The sequence below is a fragment of the Vibrio sp. 10N.247.311.47 genome (assembly GCF_041467535.1).
Lineage (GTDB): Bacteria > Pseudomonadota > Gammaproteobacteria > Enterobacterales > Vibrionaceae > Vibrio > Vibrio crassostreae_C.
In genome coordinates, this window is sequence record NZ_JBFSUR010000011.1 from 19,607 (window position 1) to 43,793 (window position 24,187).

A 24,187-nucleotide genomic window follows, 5' to 3' on the forward strand; every position below is an offset into this window, starting at 1 on the left:
CACTCCAAATAAAAAGCTTTCTTGAAGAAAGAACATAATCAAGGTGAAATTGTGATTAACGAAATCAAAAAAGACGCTCAAGAGCGCATGGTAAAAAGTGTTGATGCACTAAAAAACAGCCTGCAAAAGATTCGTACAGGCCGTGCGCACCCGAGCCTACTTTCTGGTCTTACTGTTGAGTACTACGGTGCTCCAACGCCTTTGACTCAAGTAGCTAACGTTATCGCTGAAGATGCACGTACACTAGCTATTACAGTGTTTGATAAAACGCTGACTCCTCTAGTTGAAAAAGCAATCCTGACATCTGACCTAGGCCTAAACCCTATGTCTGCGGGTACAGTTATCCGTGTTCCACTTCCACCGCTAACGGAAGAGCGTCGTAAAGACCTAGTTAAAATCGTTCGTGGCGAAGCTGAAGGTGGCCGTGTTGCTATCCGTAACATCCGTCGTGACGCGAATGGCGATCTAAAAGCACTTCTTAAAGATAAAGAAATCTCTGAAGATGAAGATCGTAAAGCACAAGACGAAATTCAAAAGCTAACTGACGCTGCGGTTAAGAACGTAGACGAAGTTCTAGCTGTTAAAGAAAAAGAGTTGATGGAAGTTTAATTTTCCATATTCTTTTCTTTCCGGAAAAACGCTGTACTCACGGTGCAGCGTTTTTTTATGCTACTCTGTTCGACTATTAGAATTTGATTCACTCTTTTATGCATAATTCTCAAGCGTTCACAGACTCTCTTCCTAAACACATTGCTATCATTATGGATGGTAATGGTCGCTGGGCAAAAGCTCAGGGCAAGCCTCGCGTCTTTGGCCATAAAAACGGTGTTCAAGCCGTTCGTAAAACTATCTCTTCTGCAGCCAGACTTGGCATTAAAGCCGTTACTCTTTTTGCATTTAGTAGCGAAAACTGGCGTCGTCCTGAAGAAGAAGTCGGTATCTTGATGGAACTGTTTATTTCAGTGCTGTCGAGTGAAGTTAAAAAGCTTCATAAAAATAATCTACAACTTCGTGTTATTGGTGATAAAAGTCGTTTCAATGATCGACTACAAAAGAAGATAGAAGAAGCGGAAGCTTTGACTAGCACCAATACGGGTATGGTTATTAATATTGCAGCTAACTACGGTGGTAAGTGGGATATTCAGCAAGCAATGACCTCTATTGCTCAACAGGTAAAGTCTGGTGATATTAATGTAGATGACATTGATGAAGCTATGATTACACAGCACCTGACAATGGCAGATATTCCTGAAGTCGATCTACTTATCCGTACCAGTGGCGAATGCCGCATTAGTAATTTTATGCTTTGGCAGTTGGCTTACGCCGAAATGTATTTCACTGAACAATTCTGGCCAGACTTTAATGAAGACAGCTTAGTAGAAGCTGTGACTTGGTTTGTTAACCGTGAGCGTCGTTTTGGATGCACCGGTGAGCAAATTAAAGCTCTGATGGACAGTTAATAAGGATTTTTTGGTTTGAAACAACGAATTATTACGGCGTTGATTTTAGCTCCCCTAGTTATTCTAGGTATTTTCGAGTTATCACTTCCTACATTTATTCTTTCACTAGCGGTAATCTCGCTATTGGGTTTTTGGGAGTGGACTCAGTTTGTTGAAAGCAAATCACGTTATGTAGCGTTGATTCCAACGGTTGTGGTAAGTGCTGCAAGTTTTGCTTTTATCCCTTTTGATGCATTTAGCCTTAATAACTTGTCTACTGCTCACTACGCCATTCTAACGATTGGCTCGATTTGGTGGGTAATCGCGAGTGGCATGGCGGTGACTTATCCTAAGTCTATGCCTGCATGGAAAGACTCTTCTCTTCTTCGTCACGCCTTTGGTGTGCTGACTCTGCTGCCATTCTTCTGGAGTGTGGTTATCCTGCGTGCTAACGGTATCGATGCTGATCCTTACCACGGTGCTAAACTGGTGATGTTTGTTTGCTTGCTTGTTTGGGCTGCAGATAGCGGCGCATACTTTTCAGGAAAGAGTTTTGGTAAGCGTAAAATGGCACCAGCGGTAAGCCCTAATAAGACGATTGAAGGTCTTATCGGTGGCATTATTACTGCGGTGATCGTGGCTTGGATCTTTGCTGACTTGTTTGACATCCAATTCACAAGCCCACTTCACATGATTGTTATTACCCTTGTGACCGTTGTTATTTCTGTTCTAGGTGACCTTGTTGAAAGCATGTTTAAGCGTGTTTCTGGGGTGAAAGACAGCAGTAATCTGATTCCTGGTCATGGTGGTATACTAGATAGAATAGATAGCTTAACGGCTGCATTCCCTGTCTTTGCTCTGCTTTATTTAGCATTCTAATAAAAAAGGGCAGTGATTCTGCCCTTTATTACATTTCTACGGTCATATGTGATGCGAAATCTAACTATCCTTGGCGCTACCGGCTCAATTGGTGCAAGTACACTAAAAGTCGTTGAGCAAAACCCAGATCTCTATTCAGTGGTTGCACTGGCTGCAGGCTCGAATGTTGAAAAGATGCTGGCGTTAGTTGAAAAGTGGCAACCAAGCTATGTTGCTATGGCTTGCTCTGATGCAGCGTCTCAACTGACTGAAGTGTTGTCCGTGAGTTACCCTAACGTAAAAGTACTTTCAGGCACTGAAGGCATGTGTCAGGTTGCTTCTTTAGAGGAAGTGGATACGGTAATGGCTGCGATTGTTGGTGCGGCAGGTTTACTTCCTACTATGTCTGCGGTTAAGGCTGGTAAGCGTATCTTGCTTGCTAATAAAGAAGCCTTGGTAATGTCTGGGCAGTTGTTTATTGATGCGGTAGCAAAGTACGGTGCAGAACTACTTCCAGTCGATAGTGAACATAATGCTATCTTTCAATGTTTACCTCAAAGCGTACAAACTAACCTAGGTCGTTGTGATTTAGAAGAGAACGGTATCAACCATATTCTTTTGACTGGTTCGGGTGGTCCTTTCCGTTATACCGATGTGGCTGAACTCGAATCAGTGACTCCTGAACGCGCAATTGCACACCCTAACTGGTCTATGGGTCCTAAGATCTCGGTCGATTCAGCGACTATGATGAATAAGGGCTTAGAGTACATTGAGGCGAAATGGTTATTTAATGCCTCGCAAGAGCAGTTAAAAGTGATTATTCATCCTCAGTCTGTGATTCATTCTATGGTCCAGTACAAGGATGGCTCTGTACTTGCTCAAATGGGCGAACCGGATATGGCGACGCCAATCGCTTTGACGATGTCTTACCCTAATCGTACCGAGGCGGGTGTTAAGCCTTTAGACTTTACTAAAGTGGGTGAGCTTACCTTCTTAGAACCAGATTTCAGTCGTTACCCGTGTTTGAGGTTAGCGATTGAAGCGTGCTACTTAGGTCAGCATGCGACAACAGCCATTAATGCAGCAAACGAGATCGCGGTCGATGCTTTCTTGAACAATCAGGTGAAGTTTACCGATATTGCTGTCATTAACGAACACGTTATGAGCAAAGTATGTGAACAACATAACTCTGAGGGCTTAGATAGCTTGGAAAGCCTTCTCGAGCTCGATAATATGTCTCGTCAAATAGCCATTCAATTTATTAAAGAGCAGCTAACATGAGTGGAATTCTGTGGAACTTCGCATCTTTTATCGTAGCGCTTGGCATTCTGGTTGCTGTTCATGAGTTTGGACACTTCTGGGTCGCTCGTCGTTGTGGTGTGAAAGTTGAAAAATTCTCGATTGGTTTTGGTAAATCAATCTGGAGTAAAGTGGGCCGTGATGGTACTGAATACAGCTTATCAGTGATTCCACTGGGCGGCTACGTTAAGATGCTCGATGGTCGTGTTGACGATCTTTCTGAAGATCAACAGCAATACGCTTTCGACAAGAAGCCGCTTTGGAAACGAACGGCGATTGTGGGTGCAGGCCCTGCATTCAACTTTATCTTTGCGGTGTTCGCGTATTGGTTAGTATTTTTGATTGGCGTACCCGCGGTTAAGCCCGTGATTGGTGAAGTCACTCCACAATCTATTGCTGCACAAGCCGGAATTGAAACTGGAATGGAACTTAAATCTATTTCAGGAATCAAAACCGCAGATTGGGAATCAGTCAATATGGGGTTGATATCGCACATTGGTGATCAATCCATGACAGTGACGGTTGCTTCTCAAGACGACATCGGCTTTGAGCAACAAATGACATTGGATATTTCAGACTGGTCGTTCAACCCAGAAACTGAATCTGCAATGACAACGCTGGGCTTTAGACCGTATTCTCCAGAGATATCGACCGTACTGGCTCAAATCATTGATGATGGCGCTGCATACGATGCAGGTCTTGAAGCTGGCGATAAAATTGTTGAGATTAACGGGCAACCTATTGAACAGTGGCAGTCGGTTGTTGAGTTAATTCGTGCTAATCCAATGACATCATTGGACTTGGTCGTATTGCGAAATGGTGCCGAGCAGTCATTGGTTATGACACCAAAAAGTCGAGAGCTTTCTGATGGTTCGACAATCGGCTATGCAGGTATTGCTCCGGAAGTCGCAGAATGGCCAGAAGATTATCGCTTTGAGTTACAATTTGGTGTAATTGAGTCTGTAGGAAAAGCATTTGATAAAACAGGTCAAATCATTGGATTGACACTGACAATGCTTAAGAAGCTCATCGTTGGTGATGTTGGCTTAAACAACTTGAGTGGCCCTATTTCAATCGCTAAAGGTGCAGGTACAACCGCCGATTATGGTCTGGTTTACTTCTTGGGCTTTTTGGCTCTGATTAGTGTTAACTTAGGGATTATTAATTTGGTTCCGCTGCCTATGCTTGATGGCGGACATTTGCTGTTTTTCGCTATTGAGGCCGTTACTCGTAAACCGGTACCTGAGAAAGTTCAGGAAATGGGATACAGAGTGGGAGGGGCAATCCTCTTCTCATTGATGGCTCTGGCAATATTTAACGATTTTACTCGTCTGTGAATGGTTTCTCACAGGCATTGGTAGTAGCAAGGAATAATTAGAATAAGTATGGCGATTAAGCAAATTCTGTTCGCAAGTCTATTGGCCACTAGTGTGGCTGCGAACGGAGCACAAAACTTTGTAGTTCAAGATATCAAGATCGAAGGTTTACAGCGTGTTGCACTTGGTGCAGCTCTACTGAAAATGCCAGTACGTATTGGCGATGAAGTAGATGAAAGCGATGTGTCTGAGATCATTCGTGCATTGTATGCTTCGGGCAACTTTGAGGACGTTAAAGTACTTCGTGATGAAGGTGTATTGATTGTTCAAGTTCAAGAACGACCGACCATCGCAAGCATCTCATTCTCTGGTAATAAAGCGATTAAAGAAGAACAGCTTCAGCAGAACCTAGATGCGTCTGGTGTTCGTGAAGGTGAAGCCCTTGACCGTACTACGCTGAGTAACATTGAAAAAGGCCTTGAAGATTTTTACTACAGTGTTGGTAAGTACAACGCGACAGTAAAAGCGGTTGTGACACCTCTGCCACGTAACCGTTCTGACCTTAAGTTTGTGTTTACTGAGGGCGTATCCGCTAAGATTCAGCAAATCAACTTTATCGGTAATGAAGTCTTCTCTGACTCTGAACTGCTTAGTCGTTTCAATCTGAATGTTGATGTTGCATGGTGGAATTTCCTTGCGGATGAAAAATACCAAAAGCAAGTATTAGCCGGTGATATCGAAGCGCTGAAATCTTACTACCTTGACCGTGGTTACCTTAAGTTTAAGGTTGACTCTACGCAGGTGGCGATCTCTCCAGACAAAAAAGGTGTTTACATCACGCTTGGCCTCGATGAAGGCGAAGCCTACACCGTTAAAGATGTCTCTTTCCGTGGTGAATTAATCGGTCGTGAGGCTGACTTCGAAGCGTTAGTGCCATTCGAAGACGGCGATACGTACAACGGTTCTTCGGTAACGTCTTTGGAAGAGAACGTAAAACGAATTCTTGGTGAATCTGGCTACGCGTACCCACAAGTTCGCACGATTCCTGAATTTGACGATGAGACCAAAGAAGTGTCGTTGGTTATCAATGTAGAAGCGGGCAGCCGTATCTATGTTCGTGATATTCGATTCACGGGTAACAACTCAACGAAAGACGAAGTACTGCGTCGTGAAATGCGTCAAATGGAAGGCAGCTGGCTTAACTCTAAGTCCATTGATACCGGTAAGAGCCGTCTTAACCGTTTAGGTTTCTTTGAAACGGTTGATGTACAAACAGTGCGTGTTCCTGGCAGTGAAGACCAAGTTGATTTGGTTTACAACGTTAAGGAAGCGAACTCAGGCAGTATCAACTTTGGTGTCGGCTACGGTACTGAATCTGGTGTGAGTTTCCAAGTTGGCCTGCAACAAGACAACTTTGCGGGCTCTGGTAACCGTGTTGGCGTAAGTGCCATGATGAACGATTACCAAAAAAACGTGAGCTTAGACTACCGTGACCCATACTGGAACCTGGATGGTGTGAGCTTAGGCGGTAAGATCTTCTACAACGAATTTGAAGCCTCTGAAGCGGGCATCGTCGACTATACCAACCAAAGTTATGGTACGAGCTTAACCTGGGGTTTCCCTATGGATGAGCTGAACCGCATTGAGTTCGGTGTTGGCTATACGCACAACAAGATCGGTAACGTACCGACTTATATCCAGGTTGAACAGTTTGCGAGAAGTATCGACCAATACGGTGATGAGCACATCTTAACTGATGACTTCGATATCAATATCTCTTGGACGCGTAACAACTTGAACCGTGGTTTCTTCCCAACAGAGGGTAACCACCAACGTGCTTTCGCTAAAATGACGGTACCAGGCTCTGATGCTCAGTACTTCAAAATGCAGTACGATGTAAAACATTACATCCCGCTGACCAAAAAGCATGAGTTCACACTATTGATGCGCGGCCGATTAGGCTATGGTAATGGTTATGGTCAAACAGATGGTAACGATAACTTGTTCCCATTCTACGAGAACTACTACGCAGGTGGTTTTACAACCCTACGTGGTTTTGGCTCTAACTCAGCTGGCCCGAAAGCCGTTTACGGCAGCAGCACAGGTAATAACCCAACCTATGATACCGCTACTGATGATTCAGTGGGTGGTAACGCGGTTGCCTTAGCAAGCTTAGAGTTAATTGTACCAACGCCGTTTGCTTCTGATGAAGCGCGCAGCCAAATTCGTACCAGTGTCTTCTTCGATATGGCAAGTGTATGGGATACCGAGTTCGTAGACCGTGGCGCACCTAACAGTGGCGGCCAGTACTACTACGATTACTCTGATCCAACAAATTACCGTTCATCTTATGGTGCAGCCCTTCAATGGATGTCACCGATGGGCCCACTGGTTTTCTCTCTAGCGAAACCAATTAAAGTTTACGAAGGTGATGATGAGGAATTCTTCACATTCACCATTGGTAGAACTTTCTAATATTTAAAGGACAATAATTTGAAAAATATGATTAAAGCAGCAGGTTTAGGCCTTGTAGTTCTTAGCTCTTCTTTCTTTGCAACAGCTGCTGAAGCTGCGCAAAAAGTGGGTTATGTAAACACTGCACAAGTATTCCAGGCTCTACCTCAGCGTGAAGTTGTTCTTCAAAAAATGCAGGAAGAGTTCAAAGACAAAGCAGCTGAGCTACAGAGCATTCAAGCTGAAGCTAAAACGAAGATTGAAAAGCTTAAGCGTGATGGCGAGCTACTAGGTCCTGACGAAGTTGAGAAGCTACGTATCGAAGTAGGCCAACTAGACAGCAAGTACAAAATCAAAGCTCAAGCACTAGAAAAAGCAAGCCAACGTCGTGAAGCACAAGAGAAGCAGAAGCTATTCAAAGTGATTCAAGATGCTGTAACGAAAGTTGCAGAGAAAGAAGGCTACGACATGATCGTTGATATTCAAGCTCTGCAATACGGCAAGCCAGAATACAACATCTCTGAGAAAGTAATTAAAGCACTGAAATAAGTTTTATGAAGAATCTGACTTTAGCCGAATTGGCAACGATTACCGGGGGAGAGCTACACGGAGATGGTACAATTACCGTTTCAGCAGTCGCTCCGATGGATAAAGCGCAAGAAGGTAACATTACGTTCCTTTCTAACGTGAAGTACAGCAAGCACCTAGGTGACTGTAAAGCGTCCGCTATTATGGTTAAAGAGAGTGAGCGTGAACTGTGCAAGACTAACGTGATTGTGGTTAATGACCCTTATGTTGCTTTTGCTAAAGTTGCTCAAGCGCTTGATACTACTCCTGCTCCCGCAGCGGCTATTGCTGATTCTGCTTCAATCTCTAGCGAAGCAACCATTGGACAAAATGTGTCTATTGGCGCGAACGCTGTGATTGAGTCTGGTGTAGTACTTAGTGATGATGTGATCATCGGTGCTGGTTGCTTTATTGGTAAAAATGCAAAAATTGGCGCAGGCACTAAGCTGTGGGCTAACGTAAGTGTTTACCATGAAGTTGTGATTGGTGAAGGATGTCTGATCCAATCAAGTACTGTTATTGGCTCTGATGGCTTTGGCTATGCGAACGAGAAAGGTGAGTGGGTTAAGATCCCGCAAGTGGGTTCTGTTCGCATTGGTAACCGCGTAGAAATCGGCGCGTGTACTACCATTGACCGTGGTGCATTAGATGACACAATCATTGAAGATAACGTTATCTTAGATAACCAACTTCAAATTGCTCACAATGTTCACATCGGATATGGTTCTGCTCTTGCGGGTGGTACTATCATCGCAGGCAGCACGACGATAGGTAAGTACTGTATTATTGGTGGCGGCAGTGTGATTAATGGTCACATTGAAATCGTTGATGGCGTTACAATCACCGGTATGGGGATGGTAATGCGCAGCATCACTGAGAAAGGCATGTACTCTTCAGGTATTCCTTTACAGCCAAATAAAGATTGGCGTAAAACAGCAACGCGTGTTCATCGAATTGATGAAATGAACAAGCGTTTGAAAACCGTTGAAAAACTTATCGAGAAGAGCGCGGAATCATAATTCCAGCATTTCTAATAAAAGGCTCGCGTACAGCGAGTCTTTTTCGTTTATAATCCTTCTAATTAAATAAAGAATATATATAGGAATACGACTTTGACTACTGAACAGACAACGATGAACATTACTGAAATTCAGGAACTATTACCTCATCGCTACCCATTCTTAATGGTTGATCGTGTGACTAGCTTTGAAAAAGAAAAAACACTGACTGCGATTAAGAATGTCTCTGTTAACGAACCTCAGTTCACAGGCCACTTCCCACAACTTCCTGTATTCCCAGGCGTGTTGATCTTAGAAGCAATGGCACAAGCAACAGGCCTTCTAGCATTTAAATCTTTTGGTGCGCCTTCTGGCAACGAGCTTTACTACTTTGCAAGTGTTGATAAAGCAAAATTCCGTAAGCCAGTAGTACCTGGTGACCAACTGGTTATCGAAGTTGAATTCTTAAAAGAACGTCGTGGCATCGCATCGTTTAATGGTGTTGCTAAGGTTGACGGCGTAGTTGTATGTTCAGCTGAACTTAAATGTGCTCGTAGAGAGTTTTAATATGATTCATGAAACAGCGAAAATTCACCCGGCAGCAGTAATCGAAGGTGATGTAACTATCGGTGCTAACGTGACGGTTGGGCCTTTCACTTACATTGCTGGTAACGTGACAATTGGTGACGACACTGAAGTGATGTCGCACGTTGTGATCAAAGGTCACACAACCATTGGTAAAGAAAACCGTATCTTCCCACACGCTGTTATCGGTGAAGAAAACCAAGATAAGAAATACGGCGGCGAAGACACAACAGTTGTGATCGGTGATCGCAACGTAATTCGTGAAGCGGTTCAAATCCATCGTGGTACGGTTCAAGACAAAGCAACCACAGTGATTGGTGATGACAACTTACTTTGTGTTAATGCTCACGTAGCGCACGATGTTATTGTTGGTAACCACACTCACATTGGTAACAACGCTATTCTTGGCGGTCATGTAACGGTTGGCGACTACGCTGGTGTTATGGCACTTTCTGCGATTCACCCATTCTGCTCAATTGGTGCTTACGCATACATTGGTGGTTGTTCTGCAGTTGTTCAAGATGTACTGCCGTACGTGCTTGCACAGGGTAACCACGCGGCTCCATTCGGTCTTAATCTAGTAGGTTTGAAGCGTAACGGATTTGAAAAACCTGAAATTCGTGCACTACAGAAGGCGTACAAAGAGCTATACCGTTCAGGTAAAACACTTGAAGAAGCGAAAGCGGCTTTAGTTGAAATGGCAAAAGAGTTTACTTCGGTAGCGCCTATGCTTGAAATGCTAGAGAACTCTGAGCGCGGTATTATTCGTTAATACTCGATATGGTTATGTACCAATCAATGTGAGTATGGCAATAACTACTTCATCAGAATGGTATAACAAAAAGATCGCTACTCGTTAGGCGGTCTTTTTTGTTTTAGGCAACAAGGGAATTGAAAAACTATGGCACAGCAAGAAGCAGCAACCAATAGCTCGGACTTCGTTTCGAATGAACCATTGCGCGTAGGCATTGTTGTCGGCGAACTGTCTGGCGATACGCTTGGTGAAGGCTTTATCAAAGCGATCAAATCACAATACCCGAATGCAGAGTTCGTTGGCATTGGCGGGCCGAAAATGAAAGCCCTAGGTTGTGAGTCTCTTTTCGAGATGGAAGAGCTGGCCGTTATGGGCTTAGTTGAAGTGCTTGGCCGTTTACCTCGCTTGTTAAAAGTAAAAGCAGAGCTGGTTAAGTATTTCACTCAAAATCCACCCGATGTCTTTGTCGGTATCGACGCGCCCGATTTCAACCTAAGGCTTGAGTTAGACCTTAAGAACGCTGGTATCAAAACGGTGCATTACGTGAGCCCTTCAGTGTGGGCTTGGCGTCCAAAGCGTATCTTTAAAATCGACAAAGCAACCGACTTAGTCTTGGCTTTCTTGCCGTTCGAAAAAGCGTTCTACGATAAATATAACGTTGCCTGTGAGTTTGTTGGTCACACGTTGGCAGACGCGATTCCTTTAGAGCCTAGTAAACAAGATGCTCGAGAGCTGTTAGGTCTTGATCAAGACAAGCAGTGGTTAGCCGTATTACCGGGTAGTCGTGGTGGTGAGATGGGTTTGATTGCTCAGCCATTTATCGAAACTTGCCAACGTATCAAGCAGAAGTATCCGGATATCAATTTTGTTGTTGCGCTCGTTAACGAGCAGCGTAAAAAGCAGTTTACTGAAATCTGGCAATCGACCGCACCTGAGCTTGAATTCACGTTAGTCGAAGATACGGCAACCAACGTGATTACCGCCGCTGATTCTGTGCTCTTGGCTTCAGGTACCGTGGCTCTTGAATGTATGTTGCTTAAACGCCCTATGGTGGTTGGTTACAAAGTAAATAAGCTGACGGGTTACATTGTTAAGAAGTTGGCGATCACTGAGTTTGTGTCACTGCCGAATATTTTGGCTGGTGAAGAGATCGTGAAAGAGCATATTCTTGAAGAGTGCCACCCAGACTTTTTGTTCCCGTCTGTCGATAAAATGCTATCAGCCGATAACAGTGCCTTGATCAAACGCTTTACCGAGATGCATCACTGGATCCGCAAAGACGCAGACAAACAAGCCGCTAACGCAGTATTGAAATTGATTGACCGACCTTTTGTTGAAGCATAAAGCGCTTATTTACAGAACATTAAGAGATTAGTTATGGCAGTAAAAGAAAAAAAAGAGCTTCCTCCATTTGAATACCCGCAAGGTTACCAGCTGTTTGCTGGCGTGGATGAAGTAGGGCGTGGCCCTTTGGTTGGCGACGTGGTGACCGCTGCGGTTATCCTTGATCCAAACAACCCAATCGAAGGCTTGAACGACTCAAAGAAATTGTCTGAGAAAAAGCGTCTTGCGTTACTTCCTGAAATCAAAGAGAAAGCTTTGGCGTGGTCTGTCGGTCGTTGTTCTCCACAAGAAATTGATGAGTTGAATATTCTGCAAGCGACGATGGTTGCTATGCAGCGAGCTATCGCGGGGTTGAGCGTTCAACCTGATATGGCGTTGATAGATGGAAACCGAGTCCCAGAACTGCCGATGGATGGTCTTGCGATTGTGAAGGGGGACTTGCGAGTGGCTGAAATCAGTGCGGCGTCTATTATCGCAAAAGTCGTTCGTGACCAAGAGATGGAAGATCTTGATAAACTTCATCCAGAGTTTGGTTTTGCTAAGCATAAAGGTTACCCGACCAAAGCGCATTTCGAAGCGATTGAAAAACATGGTGTAACCGAGCATTACCGCAAGAGCTTTAAGCCAGTAAAACGTATTCTTGGTATAGATTAGAGCTTTACGTTAACTAGAGCTTAGCATCGAATAAAGTTGCTAACTTGTATTAGAAAAAAATAGAATACACACAGTTGTAATCCTAGGCTCAAACCTAGAACTCAGGAAAAATAATGTCAGATCCAAAATTTGTTCACCTACGCGTACACAGTGACTTTTCGATGGTGGATGGCCTATCCAAGGTGCCACCATTAGTTAAAAAAGTCGCTGAAATGGGTATGCCTGCTCTAGCATTGACCGACTTTACCAACCTGTGTGGTTTGGTGAAGTTTTACGGTACTGCCCATGGGTGTGGGGTTAAACCTATTATTGGTGCTGACTTCTTGATGCAGTCTCCGGATTTTGGCGATGAATTAACCAAGCTCACTGTTATTGCAACGAATAATAAAGGTTATAACAACCTAACATTATTGATTTCAAAAGCTTACCTTCGTGGTCATGTTCAACATCAGCCTGTTATTGATAAAGAGTGGCTGATTGAACATGCCGAAGGCCTGATTCTTCTATCGGGAGCAAAAGAGGGTGAGATTGGTAAGGCGCTGCTGAAAGGCAATCGAGAGTTGGTTGCAAGCAGCGTTGAGTTTTACAAAACACATTTCGCAGACCGTTTTTATTTGGAGCTCATTCGTACTGGGCGTCCGGATGAAGAGTCTTACCTGCACTTTGCGTTGGAACTGGCTGAGCAGGAAGACTTGCCTGTTGTTGCAACCAACGAAGTAGTATTCCTAACTGAAGACCTGTTTGATGCCCATGAAATCCGCGTGGCAATTCATGATGGTTTCACTATGGTCGATCCTCGTCGTCCTAAAAATTACAGCGCGCAACAGTATCTTCGTAGCGAAGAAGAGATGTGCGAGTTGTTCTCCGATATCCCTGAAGCACTTGAGAACAGTGTTGAGATTGCTAAGCGTTGTAATGTAACGGTTCGTCTGGGCGAGTACTTCCTGCCTAACTTCCCAACGGAAGGTTTGGCGATTGAAGACTTCTTGATCAAGAAATCTGAAGAAGGCCTTGAGCGACGTCTAGCGTTCCTATTCCCAGATGAAAAAGTGCGTGCTGAGCGCAGACCGGAATACGATGAGCGACTCAAGATTGAGCTCGAAGTTGTTAACAACATGGGTTTCCCAGGTTACTTCTTGATCGTAATGGAGTTCATCCAGTGGTCAAAAGACAACGATGTGCCAGTAGGTCCTGGCCGTGGTTCTGGTGCCGGCTCTCTAGTCGCTTACGCCTTGGATATCACCGATCTCGATCCACTTGAATACGATCTACTTTTCGAACGTTTCTTGAACCCAGAACGTGTATCCATGCCCGATTTCGATATCGACTTCTGTATGGATAAGCGTGACCAAGTTATTGATCACGTGGCTGAGATGTACGGTCGTGATGCTGTTTCTCAGATCATCACCTTTGGTACCATGGCGGCAAAAGCGGTAATCCGCGATGTAGGCCGTGTATTGGGCCACCCGTTTGGTTTCGTCGATCGAATTTCAAAGCTTGTACCGCCAGATCCGGGTATGACGCTAGAGAAAGCATTCCTTGCTGAACCTGCATTGCCAGAGCTTTACGATGGCGATGAAGAAGTTCGTGAGCTGATCGATAAGTGTCGCATCCTTGAAGGTTGTACGCGAAATGCCGGTAAGCACGCGGGCGGTGTTGTTATCTCACCCACCACGATCACCGATTTTGCGCCAATCTATGCCGATGCAGAAGGTAACTTCCCAGTAACGCAATTCGATAAGAATGACGTTGAAACCGCCGGTTTGGTTAAGTTCGACTTCTTGGGTCTACGTACTCTGACCATCATCGATTGGGCGTTAGGCCTTGTAAACCCTCGCCTGAAGAAAGAAGGCAAAGAGCCGGTTCGTATCGAGTCGATTCCTCTTGATGACCAAGCGTCATTTAACCTATTACAAAATTCTGAAACCACCGCGGTATTCCAGCTGGAATCGCGTGGTATGAAAGACCTGATCAAACGTCTACAACCGGACTGTTTTGAAGATATTATCGCATTGGTAGCCTTGTTCCGTCCGGGTCCTCTGCAATCAGGCATGGTAGATAACTTTATCGACCGTAAGCACGGCCGAGAAGCGGTTTCATACCCAGATGAAACGTGGCAGCACGAATCGCTTAAAGAGACACTAGAACCTACGTACGGCATCATCCTGTACCAAGAACAGGTAATGCAAATCGCACAGATCCTCGCTGGTTATACGCTTGGCGGAGCGGATATGTTGCGTCGTGCGATGGGTAAGAAAAAGCCAGAAGAGATGGCAAAGCAGCGTGGTACCTTTAAAGAGGGCGCTGAAGCCAATGGTGTTGATGGCGAACTGGCCATGAAGATCTTTGACTTGGTAGAGAAATTTGCGGGCTACGGCTTTAACAAATCTCACTCGGCCGCATACGCACTGGTTTCTTATCAAACGCTATGGCTGAAAACGCACTACCCAGCGGAATTTATGGCTGCGGTAATGACAGCGGATATGGATAACACCGAGAAGGTTATCGGCCTTGTTGATGAATGTTTCCGTATGAAGCTCAAGCTTTTACCACCAGATATCAACTCAGGTTTATACCGTTTCAATGTGGATGAAGATGGCGCGATTGTTTATGGCATCGGTGCGATCAAAGGGGTCGGTGAAGGCCCTATTGAAGCGATCATTGAAGCGCGAAATAAAGGCGGTTACTTTAAAGACTTATTCGACTTCTGTGCACGCCTTGATCTGAAGAAGGTCAACAAACGTGTTATCGAAAAGTTGATTCTATCCGGAGCCTTAGATAGATTAGGTCCTCACCGAGCGGCAATGATGGCATCTTTGAAAGATGCGGTGAAGGCAGCGAGTCAACATCACCATGCCGAGTCTTTTGGTCAATCTGATATGTTTGGCGTGTTGACCGACGCTCCGGAAGAGGTTGAACACAAGTATACCCAAGTGCCTAAATGGCCTGAGAAGATTTGGCTTGAGGGTGAACGTGAAACGCTTGGTTTGTATTTAACGGGTCACCCGGTTAACGCTTACATCAAAGAGTTAGCGAAATACACTAGCTGTCGTTTGAAAGATGCCACGCCAACGCGTCGTGACCAATCACTAACAATTGCAGGCTTGGTGATTGCTGCGAGAGTGATGACGACGAAGCGCGGCACGCGAATTGGTTTGATGACACTTGATGACCGTTCGGGCCGAATGGAAGTGATGTTGTTCTCGGATGCGCTCGATCGCTACGCAGAATTGCTCGAAAAAGACAAAATTGTGGTCGTTTCCGGACAGGTCAGCTTTGATGATTTCAATGGCGGGCTTAAAATGTCCGCGCGCGAGGTCATGGACTTAGGAAGCGCCCGTGAGAAATATGCTCGTGGGGTGTCGATATCTATCGACCAATCCCAAATTAACGGTCAATTTTTTGAACGCTTTAGTCAAATCTTAGAACCTTATAGAGCCGGAACGGTCCCAGTCAATGTATACTACCAGCGTGCCGACGCTAGAGCGCGGTTAACATTGGGCACAGAATGGCGCGTGACGCCAAGTGATACATTACTAGACGAATTAAAACAGCTGCTTGGAAATAGCCAAGTAGAACTCGAATTTAACTAAAATTTAGCTTCGCGAATGCGGAGCTGAATCAACAAGGATTCATAGATGAGCCTGAACTTTCTAGAATTTGAAAAGCCTATCGCTGAACTTGAAGCAAAAATCGAAGCGCTACGTGACGTTTCGCGTCACGGTGGTGACACAGCGGTAGATCTAGACAAAGAAATCGAACAACTAGAGAAAAAAAGCTTAGAGCTTAAACAGAAAATCTTTAGTGACTTAGGTGCATGGCAGGTAGCTCAACTTGCTCGTCACCCTCAACGTCCTTACACCAAAGATTACCTGGAGCATGCATTCACAGAGTTTGAAGAGATGGCGGGCGATCGCGCTTACGCTGACGACAAAGCTATTGTGGGTGGTATGGCTCGTCTAAATGGCCGTCCTGTTATGGTTATTGGTCACCAGAAAGGTCGTGAGACTAAAGAGAAAGTGATCCGTAACTTTGGTATGCCAAAGCCAGAAGGTTACCGTAAGGCGCTACGTCTAATGGAAACTGCTGAGCGTTTCAACATGCCTATTATTACTTTCATCGACACAGCGGGCGCATACCCAGGTGTTGGTGCTGAAGAGCGTGGTCAATCTGAAGCTATCGCTAAAAACCTAAAAGTGATGGCTGGCCTTTCAGTTCCTGTTATCTGTAACGTTGTGGGTGAAGGCGGTTCTGGTGGTGCACTAGCGATTGGTGTTGGTGACTACGTGAACATGCTTCAGTACTCTACGTACTCAGTAATCTCTCCAGAAGGTTGTGCTTCAATCTTATGGCGCGATTCAGATAAAGCACCACAAGCAGCTGAAGCGATGGGCCTGATTGCTCCTCGTCTTAAAGAGCTTGAGCTTATCGACGAAATCATTCCTGAGCCTCTAGGTGGCGCGCACCGCGACCCTGCACAAACCGCTCAAAACATGAAAGACATGTTAGTTAAACAGCTAGAAGAGCTAGAGCAGTTTGATAACGAAACGCTGCTTGAGCGTCGTTACCAGCGTCTAATGAGCTACGGCTACTGCTGATAACTTGCCTTAGCGATAAGGCTAGCTATACGAACAAATGATGAAAGGGTTGGACTCAGTGCCAACCCTTTTTTATTATTAAAACATTATCCCTTAACACACGATCTCTTGGTTTATTAGCCTCATGACACACTTAATTGATACCTTCACATCTGTACTTGATCAAAGCGCGCTTAAGCCTTGTCGGTTGATCGTCGCTTTCAGTGGTGGTGTCGATTCACGAGTGTTGTTGGAGTTGGCTGCCCAATTCGCTAAGTCCCATCACATCGATTGCTGTGCGGTACATGTTCACCACGGCTTAAGCAACAATGCTGATTATTGGGCAGAGCAGTGCAAAACATGGTGTGATGCTTTGTCGGTATCCTTGTTCATTGAACGAGTCTCGCTAGATATTAGCCGTGGAGAAAGCGTTGAAAAGCTGGCTCGAGACGCGCGATACCAAGCCCTTAAAAAGCATATTAGACAAGGTGATGTGTTAGTGACAGGCCAGCACATCGATGACCAAGTCGAGACCTTCTTGTTAGCTCTTAAGCGTGGCAGTGGTCCGAAAGGGCTCTCTTCAATGGCGAAAGTGATGCCATTTTCAGGTGCTCATATCGTTCGCCCACTGCTGTCGGTGACGAGAACGGATATTGAAGTGGCGGCGCGCGATATGGCTTTAACTTGGGTAGAAGATGAGAGTAATCAAGACGTTCGCTTTGACCGTAATTTTATTCGTCATCAAGTCACTCCGACACTGACCGAGCGTTGGCCTAGTTTTCGAGAATCGGTCAGTCGTAGTGCTCAGCTATGTGCAGAGCAAGAGTTACTGTTGGATGAGTTGTTAGAATCTCACTTACAACAAGCTTTGACTGAGAAGCACAGCTTAAGTATTGAGGTATTATCTCAGCACTCTGATTTACTGCGTGCACGCTTATTAAGAATGTGGCTGAGCCGCTGTAATCAACCGATGCCGAGCCAAAAGCAGCTCAAACTTATATGGGATGAGGTGGCATGTGCTCAGGCAGACGCCAACCCTAAGCTGGTGTTGAATGAGGTTGAGGTTAGACGTTTTAATCATCAGCTCTATGTCGTCAAAGAGACCAAAGACTTGTCGAACTGGCAAAGTGATATCTCGATGGAAGAGAGCTTAGTTTTGCCTGACGGTTTAGGGGAACTACACTTAACTTCAGCGGCGAGTGATGGTGTATCTAACCACTGTGATGCGCAACATTTTAGTCTCAACACAACGAGAGGAACACTGCGAGTGATATTTAACCCTGAGGGATTGTCAGCACACCCTGTTGGGCGCGGTCATAGCAGGAAGCTTAAGAAGTTGTTTCAAGAGTACCAAGTACCCAGTTGGTTAAGACGCAGAACGCCGATATTAATGGATGGCGATCGAGTGATCGCTGTTTTAGGCTTATTCGTAGATAAAAACTACGAAGGTCAAGATTGTGAAGCGCTTTGGAGCAAGTAGAAAAAGTTTATGTCACAATTCACCGTCACTTTAATAAAAATAATTAATGGAATATGCAATGAAGAAAATTACACTAGGATTAGTTCTTGGATTTGGACTATTGAGTGGTAACGCTCTGGCGGCTGATGTTGCTGCGGGTCAAGCTAAAGCAGCAATCTGTGCGGCATGTCATGGTGCAGACGGTATCGCAGTGATCCCTGGCTATCCAAACCTTAAAGGTCAAAACGAGCAATACATCGCTTCATCAATTAAGGCCTATAAGAATGGCCAGCGCACCGGCGGTTTGGCCGCTGTAATGCAGGCTCAAGCTTCAATGCTGAGTGATGAAGACATCGCGAATCTAGCCGCTTACTACGCAAGCCTTAAGTAAAACCTTCTCAAAGCGCTGATTAAACAAGATGATAAATTTCGAGCCAGAGCTTTAAAGCTCTGGCTTTTTTCATTGAATGTTTACTATAGCTAACCGATAATGAGCCATTCGCACAGTTTAAGGGATGAACATGAAAAAGATTGAAGCCATTATCAAGCCATTCAAACTTGATGATGTACGTGAAGCACTTGCAGAAGTGGGTATTACGGGTATGACAGTATCTGAAGTTAAAGGCTTTGGACGTCAAAAAGGTCATACTGAGCTATACCGCGGCGCAGAGTACATGGTCGACTTTTTACCTAAAGTGAAACTAGAAATCGTTGTGACCGACGAAGTGGCTGACCAATGTGTTGATACCATCATTGAGACGGCTCAAACAGGTAAAATTGGTGACGGTAAGATCTTCATTACTGAAGTTGAACGTGTGGTACGTATTCGTACTGGCGAAGAAGACGAAGACGCCGTATAAAAAAACTATTACCCTAAAAGGAGCGTTTATCGCTCCTTTTTCATCTCTGGTAGGGTGCTGTATGTTTAAGAAAACCATCATTGTTATCACGTTATTGATAACGCTTGCTGTCGTTAGTTTTCATTTTATCTTCGTGATCCCGAATAAACCCAACCTGATCATTTCCTCTCAAAGTACCAGTAACGACATCTACAGTTGCTACCAAAACTCTGCACCGAAAGCGATTGATGTGTCTGATGGCTTAGACATTACGGTGTGGAATATCTACAAGCAAAACCGAAATAATTGGCAGAGTGAGTTAAATAAGCTGTCGGCAGGTAGCGATTTAGTCTTGCTGCAAGAAGCTAGTATGACAGAAGGACTTCGCCAATGGGTAATGAGCGGACAGTGGGGAAGCACACGTGTTAATGCGTTTGAGGCCTTTGAGCAAAGTGCTGGGGTACTCAACCTAGCAACCCATTTACCGATTGAAGCGTGTGCTTATACTCATGAAGAACCTTGGCTTCAACTGCCTAAATCGGCGCTTTGGTCGCGTTACCAACTAAACAATGGCGAAGAGCTGGCTGTGATTAATATCCACGCTGTGAACTTTACCTTTGGTACGGAAGATTACGAGGCTCAGCTCAAGAGCTTAACTGACAATCTGCAAAAGTATCGTGGGCCGGTTATTTTTGCTGGGGACTTTAATAGCTGGAGTGAAGCTCGCTTTGCTGTATTGAAAGATGCGTTGGAGAAGGTTGGTTTGACGGAAGTTGCCTTTGAGCCAGATAACAGAACTCAGTTCATTACAGGACTGGTGCTCGACCATGTGTTCTATCGAGGGCTAGAGGTAGAAAAAGCAAAAGCGCCCATTACGGACGCTTCTGATCATAACCCTATGCGAGTGACCTTTAAGGCTAAATAGTGATTAGCTATTAGTCATTGGAACTTAACCATTCGCACGGTGGTTACCTTGGGAAATCTAACGGAACAATAGGCTAGAGAGTCTTCGCTAGCCTTATCTCTTCTACTTAAAAGATTAAAATGTAGAGCGCCCAGATTAGGTAGTAGCCAACCCATGGTAAGCCTGAAATCACAAGCGCTTGCCCGCGTTCAAACTCAGTCCACGTTAATACCGCAGCATAACCTAGCACGATGTACCATGGCAGAAGCAGTGGTAATGAGCTAGCAAACTGTGACCAATCATTAGTTAGCGGTAACTTGATCAAGCCATTTAAGCTGTTCAAGTCGGCAGCGTAGTTCATCACATGTCCATGCTTGAGTATCAGGCTTGCGTAGCTTGCTACATCACCTAAAACAGCTGGGAATATAACAACCGATGCCGCTGCAAACCATCGCCAAAAGCTGTGCTGATGTTGGCTTGGCTTGGTTGCTAGGTTAAACCAGAATGCCAATAGAACGATGGTTAATGTTCGGCCAAATACGTCGCTGATGATTTCACTTGCGAGTAAGGTATTGCTGTCAAGTAACGCCAATTGGTCAGGGTTCGTTTGAGCCAGTTGCTGCGAGAGCTCTGCACTTAACCATGCAAAATCTACATTCGAAAAATAAGCACCCCAAAACAAAAATGGGCTGAGCATTAATACGACGTAGGGTTGCCATCCCCAAGCACTTCGTTGATAAAGCGCTAAGAAACAAGCTGTTGGCGAACGGAATATATCCAACAGCATGACGAGTGGGTTACTTGACGGGTTCATACACTTACCTTAGTTACATCAACATACAGCTTCAGTTTTTGTCCTGGCTGTAGGTATTTTTTGTTCTGCAAAGTGTTCCATTTTACAACATCTGTACTTTTTACTTTGAACTTTGATGCAATACCGCTGACTGTGTCACCTGATCTTACGTTATAAAAGATCGTACGGATGATGGCGCCGTCTGAGCCGTTCTTCCAAATGACCAGTTCTTGACCAACTCTAAGCGTGTCGCGTGGTCCCATGCCATTCCACTTAGCCAGTGATTGATGAGAGACCTTATTTGCGCGTGCAATCGTCCATAGGCTGTCACCACTTCTTACAGTATGGCTGAGCTTATATTGACCACGACTCTTCGACTGTGTGCTTGCTAGGCGGTTTGAGGCGCTTAGGGCGTATGTCTTGTCGTCTTTGGTGGATGTTGGGATAAGTAAGTGCTGGCCAATACGAATATTGTTGTTGCTCAAACCGTTTGCAGAGCGGATCACTTTGCTGGTGGTGTTATATTTGCTTGCCAGTACGCTAATGCTGTCACCAGATTGAACCTTGTAACGCACCAACTTCATGCCTTTGCCTTTATTGGCAGCGACTTCTTTGTTGAATTTCTCAACTGAATCTAAAGGAAGTAATAGTTGTTGGTGTTTCTCTGGTGCCGTTGCCCATTGGTTGTAAGCCGGGTTGTAACCTTGAAGTTCTTTGACAGGAATGCCTGCGTAGTTCGCAGCAATGGCTAAATCAAGCTGTTCTTCAGGGTTAACCAGAGTCAGCACTGGCTTATTCGGGATCGCCGGAATATCGATGCCATACTTTTCTTGGTTGGCAATGACATCTGCTAGAGCAAGCAGTTTAGGTACATAGCTGCTGGTCTCTTTTGGTAAGTCCAAAGAGAAAAAGTCGATTGGCTTGCCAAGCTTCTTGTTCTTGCGGATTGCGCTGTTTACTCGACCACCACCACTGTTATAGGCAGCAATCGCATGATTCCAGTCGCCATCGAAACGTCGGTTAAGATCTGAGAGGAAGTCCAATGCGGCGTCGGTAGAGGCGGCAACATCGCGGCGGCCGTCATACCAAAAGTTCTGTTCAAGCCCGTAGTCTTTGCCAGTGCCTGAAATGAATTGCCATAGACCAGCAGCACTGCCATGAGAGTAGGCAAACGCATCGAAAGAGCTTTCTACAACGGGTAGTAGTGCCAATTCTAGTGGTAAGCCTTTTTCTTCAATCTTAGTCGTGATCAGATACAAGAAAGGTTCAGCACGCTTTGATACTGTTTTTAGATGACTCGGGTGCTTGAGATACCAAGTTCGGTAGTAGTCGACCTTCTTTTGGTCTGGCACTTCCATTTCAAGTTGCATCGCAATGCGTTTCCAAACATCTTCTTGTGTTTGTGGAGTAACTACAGGTGCTTCAACTTTTTGATCTTCTTTGGCTGTTGCTTCTGATGAAACGTTCGCTTGAGAAACTTCTTTAGTAGGAGATGTGTTGGTTTGCTCGGAAGCTTGGTCTGGATTCTCTGACTGAGTTAATTGGCAACCAGAAAGTAGTAATACCAAAGCCCAGCTGTACTTAACTCGCATGTTACAGCCTTTTTAATTAACGGCCGATGATAATACTTGCCACCCCCTATGAGTGACAAGTCTGTATTTGTTAAAATTCGTTCTTCCACGCACGTAAAGCGGTGAATACCGATAAAGGATCGGTCTGCTCGGTGCGATTAGACACTGATTTCACTACACTTGGCTCGGTATAGCGCAGGAAGGGGTTCACAAACTTCTCTTGTCTCAAATTTGTGGGGATGGTCGACTTATTTTGAGCGCGAAGTCGGTTCACTTGGTCGCGATATTGCTGCAAATGTTGGTTATCAGGCTCTACGGCTAATGCGAAAGCGATATTGGCTGCAGTGTACTCATGTGCACAATAAACTTCGGTTTCTTGAGGCAGAGCCGTGATCTTATTCAGTGCATCGAACATCTGTTGTGGTGTGCCTTCCATGATTCGGCCACAGCCCGCAGAGAACAACACATCACCACAAAACAGTTTGGCATCGCCCACATAACCAATATGACCCGCAGTATGGCCACTGAGCCCTAGGACGAGGAATACTTCGCCAAACAGTTCTAATTGATCACCATCATCGACCGGATGAGTTAAGGTAGGGATAGGTTCATTCCTTGGACCGACAACATCCACGCCGGGAAATTGTCTAACGAGTTCTGGAACACCACCAATGTGATCGTGGTGGTGGTGTGTAATCAAGATTGCATCTAAAGTTAGCTCATGGTGTGCCAAGTACTCTAATACTGGAGCCGCATCACCAGGGTCGACGACAGCACAACGGCGATCGCTATTTTGAATCAGCCAGATGTAATTGTCGTTAAATGCAGGTATGCTTTTGATATGTAACATTATTGGTTCTCCAGTCACTATTAGTGCGACAGAATAAGTGAGACAGATTATTGATGAAGCCAGCACGTAGCAGAAAGAAGTTTGAACGTCCTTACACTTGGGCGCAATTGCACAATGGGGACTGGTTGAGAGAATCTATTCAAACTCGACTCGATGAGTGGTGCCCAAAGCTATTTGGTTACCATATGCTCAAGCTCGGTGGCCTCAGTAGTGAGATTTCTAGCTGCACATGCAACATTCAACATCAAGTAAACCTAGATATCCAGAACCCATTACATAATGTGATAGCGGATGGCTATAATTTACCCTTTTTGGAGAAAAGCTTTGATGTTGTAGTACTGAGTCATCAGCTAGATTATAGCAATGACCCGCATCGCTTATTGAGAGAAGTCGATCGAGTGATGATGGACGATGGCTATATCATTATCACGGGCTTCAACCCAATCAGTGTCACTGGGCTTGCCAGTTTGATGCCTTGGCGAAAGAACAGCTTGCCTTGGAGTGGGCGTATGTACACGCCAAGTCGAATTAAAGACTGGTTAGGTGTACTTAACTATGAAGTAATTCATTGTGACACCTACGCGCTGTTTCCGATGAGTAAGTATCAAGCGATGTGGACGTGGTTGGAGAACAGCTTAGGTGGTTGTGCATCCTTCGCCGGAAGCCAATACTTTATTGTTGCTCGTAAGCGTACTTACCCGCTAAAACCCATCAAACCACATTGGCACCTCAAGCGACGTTTCTCGCCTGTTGGGGCAAGTTTTAGAACCAATACGCGCCGTACAATGGATTCAGCCAAAGCGTCATATCCGCTAAAAACAGAAAAAGCCGATTAGTTGTCGGCTTTTCATCTATCAATTCGATTGAGAAATTGTCAATTAGTTTAAGAAATTATAAATCGCTTTCTGAAATGTGCGTCTAATTAA

Annotated in this window: 22 protein-coding genes; 19 read left to right on the forward strand and 3 right to left on the reverse strand. The window is 44.9% G+C overall.

What is annotated here, in order from left to right:
• Positions 1 to 51 precede the first annotated feature (51 nt).
• From frr to AB6E51_RS09520, 18 genes are all read left to right on the forward strand, one after another.
• Positions 52 to 609, forward strand: coding sequence for a ribosome recycling factor (gene frr, locus AB6E51_RS09435; RefSeq protein ID WP_017060741.1), 558 nt, complete (start codon positions 52 to 54; stop codon positions 607 to 609).
• A gap of 98 nt (positions 610 to 707) precedes the next feature.
• A complete protein-coding gene (locus AB6E51_RS09440) occupies positions 708 to 1,460 on the forward strand; it encodes an isoprenyl transferase (RefSeq protein WP_017063364.1) in 753 nt (250 codons plus the stop codon).
• Between the two features lie 15 nt (positions 1,461 to 1,475).
• Complete coding sequence (locus tag AB6E51_RS09445; RefSeq protein WP_017063365.1) at positions 1,476 to 2,318, forward strand: phosphatidate cytidylyltransferase; 843 nt, start codon at positions 1,476 to 1,478, stop codon at positions 2,316 to 2,318.
• A 51-nt stretch (positions 2,319 to 2,369) separates the two neighbouring features.
• Positions 2,370 to 3,578 carry a 1-deoxy-D-xylulose-5-phosphate reductoisomerase gene (ispC, locus tag AB6E51_RS09450; RefSeq protein WP_372058920.1) on the forward strand — a complete coding sequence of 403 codons (1,209 nt, stop codon included), beginning with the start codon at positions 2,370 to 2,372 and terminating at the stop codon, positions 3,576 to 3,578.
• On the forward strand, positions 3,575 to 4,933 hold the full coding sequence (rseP, locus tag AB6E51_RS09455) for a sigma E protease regulator RseP (protein ID WP_017060736.1): 1,359 nt from the start codon (positions 3,575 to 3,577) through the stop codon (positions 4,931 to 4,933). The genes ispC and rseP overlap by 4 nt, the downstream gene beginning before the upstream one ends.
• Positions 4,934 to 4,981: 48 nt before the next feature.
• The gene (gene bamA, locus AB6E51_RS09460) at positions 4,982 to 7,387 is read left to right on the forward strand and encodes an outer membrane protein assembly factor BamA (RefSeq protein ID WP_017069384.1); all 2,406 of its coding nucleotides are present in this window, start codon (positions 4,982 to 4,984) and stop codon (positions 7,385 to 7,387) included.
• 18 nt (positions 7,388 to 7,405) lie between these two features.
• Positions 7,406 to 7,915: an OmpH family outer membrane protein gene (locus AB6E51_RS09465; protein ID WP_019821612.1), complete on the forward strand. Its 510-nt coding sequence runs from the start codon at positions 7,406 to 7,408 to the stop codon at positions 7,913 to 7,915.
• A 5-nt stretch (positions 7,916 to 7,920) separates the two neighbouring features.
• Positions 7,921 to 8,952: a UDP-3-O-(3-hydroxymyristoyl)glucosamine N-acyltransferase gene (gene lpxD / locus AB6E51_RS09470; protein WP_171732507.1), complete on the forward strand. Its 1,032-nt coding sequence runs from the start codon at positions 7,921 to 7,923 to the stop codon at positions 8,950 to 8,952.
• A gap of 93 nt (positions 8,953 to 9,045) precedes the next feature.
• Entirely contained in the window at positions 9,046 to 9,498 is a 453-nt protein-coding gene (gene fabZ / locus AB6E51_RS09475) for a 3-hydroxyacyl-ACP dehydratase FabZ (RefSeq protein ID WP_009847408.1), read from the forward strand.
• Between the two features lies 1 nt (position 9,499).
• Positions 9,500 to 10,288 (forward strand): acyl-ACP--UDP-N-acetylglucosamine O-acyltransferase, encoded by a 789-nt coding sequence (gene lpxA / locus AB6E51_RS09480; protein ID WP_050644950.1) that lies wholly within the window; start codon positions 9,500 to 9,502, stop codon positions 10,286 to 10,288.
• Between the two features lie 129 nt (positions 10,289 to 10,417).
• The gene (lpxB, locus tag AB6E51_RS09485; protein WP_017066406.1) at positions 10,418 to 11,614 is read left to right on the forward strand and encodes a lipid-A-disaccharide synthase; all 1,197 of its coding nucleotides are present in this window, start codon (positions 10,418 to 10,420) and stop codon (positions 11,612 to 11,614) included.
• A gap of 33 nt (positions 11,615 to 11,647) precedes the next feature.
• Positions 11,648 to 12,268, forward strand: a complete 621-nt coding sequence (rnhB, locus tag AB6E51_RS09490; RefSeq protein WP_017063371.1) for a ribonuclease HII — start codon at positions 11,648 to 11,650, stop codon at positions 12,266 to 12,268.
• Positions 12,269 to 12,381: 113 nt separating this feature from the next.
• A complete protein-coding gene (gene dnaE / locus AB6E51_RS09495; protein ID WP_372058922.1) occupies positions 12,382 to 15,861 on the forward strand; it encodes a DNA polymerase III subunit alpha in 3,480 nt (1,159 codons plus the stop codon).
• Between the two features lie 45 nt (positions 15,862 to 15,906).
• The gene (accA, locus tag AB6E51_RS09500) at positions 15,907 to 16,866 is read left to right on the forward strand and encodes an acetyl-CoA carboxylase carboxyl transferase subunit alpha (RefSeq protein WP_017060731.1); all 960 of its coding nucleotides are present in this window, start codon (positions 15,907 to 15,909) and stop codon (positions 16,864 to 16,866) included.
• Positions 16,867 to 16,990: 124 nt separating this feature from the next.
• Positions 16,991 to 18,325, forward strand: coding sequence for a tRNA lysidine(34) synthetase TilS (gene tilS, locus AB6E51_RS09505; protein WP_102320147.1), 1,335 nt, complete (start codon positions 16,991 to 16,993; stop codon positions 18,323 to 18,325).
• Between the two features lie 46 nt (positions 18,326 to 18,371).
• Positions 18,372 to 18,695 carry a cytochrome c gene (locus tag AB6E51_RS09510; protein ID WP_170791809.1) on the forward strand — a complete coding sequence of 108 codons (324 nt, stop codon included), beginning with the start codon at positions 18,372 to 18,374 and terminating at the stop codon, positions 18,693 to 18,695.
• 130 nt (positions 18,696 to 18,825) lie between these two features.
• Positions 18,826 to 19,164 carry a nitrogen regulatory protein P-II gene (gene glnB / locus AB6E51_RS09515; RefSeq protein ID WP_017063373.1) on the forward strand — a complete coding sequence of 113 codons (339 nt, stop codon included), beginning with the start codon at positions 18,826 to 18,828 and terminating at the stop codon, positions 19,162 to 19,164.
• A 61-nt stretch (positions 19,165 to 19,225) separates the two neighbouring features.
• Positions 19,226 to 20,068, forward strand: coding sequence for an endonuclease/exonuclease/phosphatase family protein (locus AB6E51_RS09520; RefSeq protein WP_017060728.1), 843 nt, complete (start codon positions 19,226 to 19,228; stop codon positions 20,066 to 20,068).
• Positions 20,069 to 20,174: 106 nt separating this feature from the next.
• Here the strand turns inward: AB6E51_RS09520 and AB6E51_RS09525 are convergent, their stop codons facing one another.
• From AB6E51_RS09525 to gloB, 3 genes are all read right to left on the reverse strand, one after another.
• Positions 20,175 to 20,861, reverse strand: a complete 687-nt coding sequence (locus AB6E51_RS09525; protein ID WP_017060727.1) for a YIP1 family protein — start codon at positions 20,859 to 20,861, stop codon at positions 20,175 to 20,177.
• Complete coding sequence (locus AB6E51_RS09530; protein WP_017063374.1) at positions 20,858 to 22,432, reverse strand: LysM peptidoglycan-binding domain-containing protein; 1,575 nt, start codon at positions 22,430 to 22,432, stop codon at positions 20,858 to 20,860. Before AB6E51_RS09530 ends, AB6E51_RS09525 begins: the two co-directional genes overlap by 4 nt.
• Before the next feature lie 70 nt (positions 22,433 to 22,502).
• A complete protein-coding gene (gene gloB, locus AB6E51_RS09535; protein ID WP_017060725.1) occupies positions 22,503 to 23,261 on the reverse strand; it encodes a hydroxyacylglutathione hydrolase in 759 nt (252 codons plus the stop codon).
• A 53-nt stretch (positions 23,262 to 23,314) separates the two neighbouring features.
• Between gloB and AB6E51_RS09540 the strand changes: the two genes are divergently transcribed.
• Positions 23,315 to 24,097: a class I SAM-dependent methyltransferase gene (locus AB6E51_RS09540; RefSeq protein WP_017060724.1), complete on the forward strand. Its 783-nt coding sequence runs from the start codon at positions 23,315 to 23,317 to the stop codon at positions 24,095 to 24,097.
• Positions 24,098 to 24,187: the final 90 nt, after the last annotated feature.